At 48.5% G+C, this 3399-nt stretch carries 4 protein-coding genes; all 4 read right to left on the bottom strand.

Translation table 11 applies throughout. The features are described from left to right. Nucleotides 1–112 precede the first annotated feature (112 nt). Genes RDO88_RS13455 through RDO88_RS13440 form a run of 4 tightly spaced genes read right to left on the bottom strand, consistent with a single transcriptional unit; the run spans nucleotide 113 to nucleotide 2980 of the window. Nucleotides 113–952 (bottom strand): hypothetical protein, encoded by an 840-nt coding sequence (locus RDO88_RS13455; protein WP_307759840.1) that lies wholly within the window; start codon nucleotides 950–952, stop codon nucleotides 113–115. Then, nucleotides 949–1332 carry a GntR family transcriptional regulator gene (locus RDO88_RS13450; protein WP_307759839.1) on the bottom strand — a complete coding sequence of 128 codons (384 nt, stop codon included), beginning with the start codon at nucleotides 1330–1332 and terminating at the stop codon, nucleotides 949–951. Before RDO88_RS13450 ends, RDO88_RS13455 begins: the two co-directional genes overlap by 4 nt. A 2-nt stretch (nucleotides 1333–1334) precedes the next feature. Continuing rightward, entirely contained in the window at nucleotides 1335–2126 is a 792-nt protein-coding gene (locus tag RDO88_RS13445; RefSeq protein ID WP_307759838.1) for a hypothetical protein, read from the bottom strand. Beyond that, the gene (locus tag RDO88_RS13440) at nucleotides 2123–2980 is read right to left on the bottom strand and encodes an ATP-binding cassette domain-containing protein (RefSeq protein WP_307759837.1); all 858 of its coding nucleotides are present in this window, start codon (nucleotides 2978–2980) and stop codon (nucleotides 2123–2125) included. Before RDO88_RS13440 ends, RDO88_RS13445 begins: the two co-directional genes overlap by 4 nt. Between the last annotated feature and the right edge of the window lie 419 nt (nucleotides 2981–3399).

The following is a 3399-nucleotide window of genomic DNA, read 5'->3' as shown; positions in this document are numbered from 1 at the left end:
TGGTAGCTCGTTGGGCTCATAACCCAAAGGTCGTAAGTTCGAGTCTTGCCTCCGCAACCAATAAAAAAAGGAATTGCAATCGCAATTCCTTTTTTCGTTTTCATCCCCCTGCTCAGTCGCGCAGGAGGATTTCACTTGGATTCTTCATTTTCAGATTCAGTTTGGTTTCCTTCGACAGGGGATTCCACAGAATACGACGACATTCCTGCGGGTCTGCCTGGAAGTCCGCATTCCTCGAGCCACTCAAGTATTCGGTGTCGATGCGGAAGGAATCGGTCTTCACCTCAAAACTGTACAATTCGTCCAGATTCAGATACAGATGGTCCACCGACCCGCTGACCAGATCCAGCTGACGCGCCAAAACAGACAGGGCACGGAAACGGGAATTCTGCACAAACACCGTGGCAGGGCTGTCGGAGAAATCAATGGCCAACGAATCGCGTTGCAAGTCCTGCAACTCTACCGCATAAAGCATCTCTCCGTTCAAGCGCTCAACGCTTTCGGGCAAGCGCAAAGAAAAAGGTGAAGTCCGTAGAATAAAAGAAGGAACAATCTTTCCTTCCGGCATCCTCTTCTGAAGTTCCTCCGGCGGGAAGCTGAACACAACATCCAAGGTATCGCCATGCGCCTTGAAGCTCATAAATTCTTCCATATCGGCCGCATAAGAGAAACTGCCGGTAGCCGTATCGGCCGGAGTCACTATCAGATGGGCATTGTTCAAGGTAAAATAGTAATGAAAATCATTTTTGCCATCATACTTGTACAAAGTCTTGTCCATCTGGAATCTTATGACCTTGCAGACAGGCAACGGACGCATCCGCTCTTCTCCTTCCAGGCGGATGGTCATGTCTGACACACTTCCGCTGTGCGTTCCCCAATAGATAATGGTGGCGCTCATACCGGCCAAAAGGGCCAGCAGTACACCCAATATGATATAAGTTGTTCGTTTCATAACTTGTTATTCTTTTCTTGATTCTTGGTATAATCGCGGTACATCGCCGCCAGTTCGGCATCGGAAATACCCAGCGTGTACAGCTGTTTGAAAAAATAGTCGACCTCATTCGTCAGGAACTGCTCCTTACGCAGGGCGAGAATCCGCTCGCGGGCACCCACGGCCACAAAATAGCCGATACCCCGCTTGTTGTAGATTATACCCTGCGACTGGAGCTGGTCGAACGAGCGCATCACCGTGTTGGCATTCACCTCCACCACGGCGGCATACTCGCGCACCGAGGGAATGCGGCTGTCTTCGGCAAACTTCCCCACCAGTACTTCGTCGCAGATGCGGTCGGCAATCTGCAGATAAATAGCTTTCGTTTCTCTAAAATCCATACTTACCAACGATTAATGATTTCCGCTTCCTTCAAACGATAGTAGGCCGTCACCCAACAGAAAATGGCAAAGGCGAACAAAAGACAAGTACAGAGTGTCACCGCCGTTTCTTCCTCCATGGGAGTATAGGGTCCAAAGTGCAGCGACTTGACCAGCGAAACCAGTACGGCCACAAAGATGGAAATAACGACAATCAGGGCTGCCGAGGTCTTGATGAAAGCATTCTTCGGCCACAAGGCACTGCCCAGCACATAGGCACTCTGGACGGCAAAGTAGAACGAGAAGCTAAAGAGTGTCCCCCGTCCGGTACTGAAAAATGGAGGAAACATCGTTTCATTTGTCAACTGTCCATAAGGGAAAATAGACGTAACACCAGTGTCAAAGAGGGAAGAAATAAAAGCACGCGTCAAATCGGCCAATACAAAAGCCAAGGCATAAGCCAAAAGGAAAACGAAAGTATAAAGAAACCAACGTGATAAATATTTCTCGAAAGCGGTAGCCGGTAACATCAGAGCCGAAAGCCGACGGCGTTTGTCTTTCAGGAATTCCATCACAAACGAAGCACTCAACGTACCCATCGCAAATATCATGAAGCACCCGACTCCGAACTCGTTTTGCCAAAGCTCACTACTAAAACTAGGACGACGCCAGATGCGACCAGCCCAAATAAAAAAGACGGTTAAAGCACCATACATCGCAACCAGACGCAACATATTTTTCCGCCAGTTCTCCACCCAATCTTTCTGACAATAATTCAGAAAACGCGACATACTGAAAAAACGATCACGTGTCATCTCTCTTCCTCCATTTTAGAATGAAACAATTCTTTTATCTTCTCGGGGTTAGCCAATACGGCACCGAAGAGCAGCTCCAGGTTGAGCTTCGTCTCAACGCCCTCGCGATTGGGCAGTAGCAGGCTGTTGCCTTGCACCGAAGGCAATTTGTACAAAGCCTCCTCGGCCAGAGCGGGGCTGTCGCTCTCTACAAACGCCAGCCGTTCGGTCACGTGGACGATAGACTCGTCGAGCAGTACACAACTGTTGTTCATAATCACGACATGGTCCAGCACATTGTCAATGTCCCTCACCTGATGGGTGGAGATTACAATCGTCCGCTCGTCCGACATGCCCGAGGCAATGAACTTACGGAACTGGCTCTTCGCCATGATGTCCAGTCCGTTAGTCGGTTCGTCCATCAGCAGCAGCGAGGTATGCGTGGCGAGCGCAAAACTCATGAACACTTTCTTCTTCTGCCCCATCGACAGCCCGCCCAGATGGATGTTCCAATCCATCTCGAACAGATGCAGATAGGTCATCATGTCCTCCTTGCTGAAGTTGGGATAGAACGGGCTGTTCAGCTCCACAAACTGAACCAGCGAAACGGCAGGCAGGTCAAATTCCTCGGGTACCAGAAATACATCCCGAAGCGTTTCGGGCAGGCGTCTCCGCGTATCCACCCCATGATACAATACGCGGCCATGCTTGGGCGTCAGCAATCCACACATCAGATACAACAGAGTGGACTTACCCACTCCATTTTTCCCCAGCAGTCCATATACCCGGCCTTTCTCCAGGGAAAACGAGAAGTCCGACAACACCTCGGGCTTCCTGCGTCCATAACTGAACGAAATATTCTCTACTTGTAGCATAACATATTAATATTTGATGTTCCATCACCAGTATCCTCCTGAAATAACGGATTAAAGGCCTATCATCCGTATCATCCGAAGAATAATAGTGTATTAGATTAATAGTGCACTGCAAATGTAGTAAAAGAATATACATACACAAAGAAAAAGGGAAAAAACTTAGCAAGAAAAAAGAATTTTATTCGAGAAAGCCGGAAGAGGAATATGAAAACACAATGCAGCACGACATGAAGGTACGACAAAGCACTGCGAGAGTATGCAACAAAGCACTGCATGAGGACATCAGAAAGCACTGCATGAAGAACAGACAAAGCACTGCATGAGAAGGTAAGGAAGCATTGTCTGACATTGGATGGGTATAAATGCAGAAAGTCCCCCGTAACATACTTGTTACGGAGGACTTCTCAAGAAAACGGCGG

Origin of the sequence: uncultured Mediterranea sp., from assembly GCF_902493215.1 — a bacterium.
Taxonomy (GTDB): Bacteria; Bacteroidota; Bacteroidia; order Bacteroidales; family Bacteroidaceae; genus Bacteroides.
This window is presented reverse-complemented; position numbering and strand designations above follow the sequence as displayed.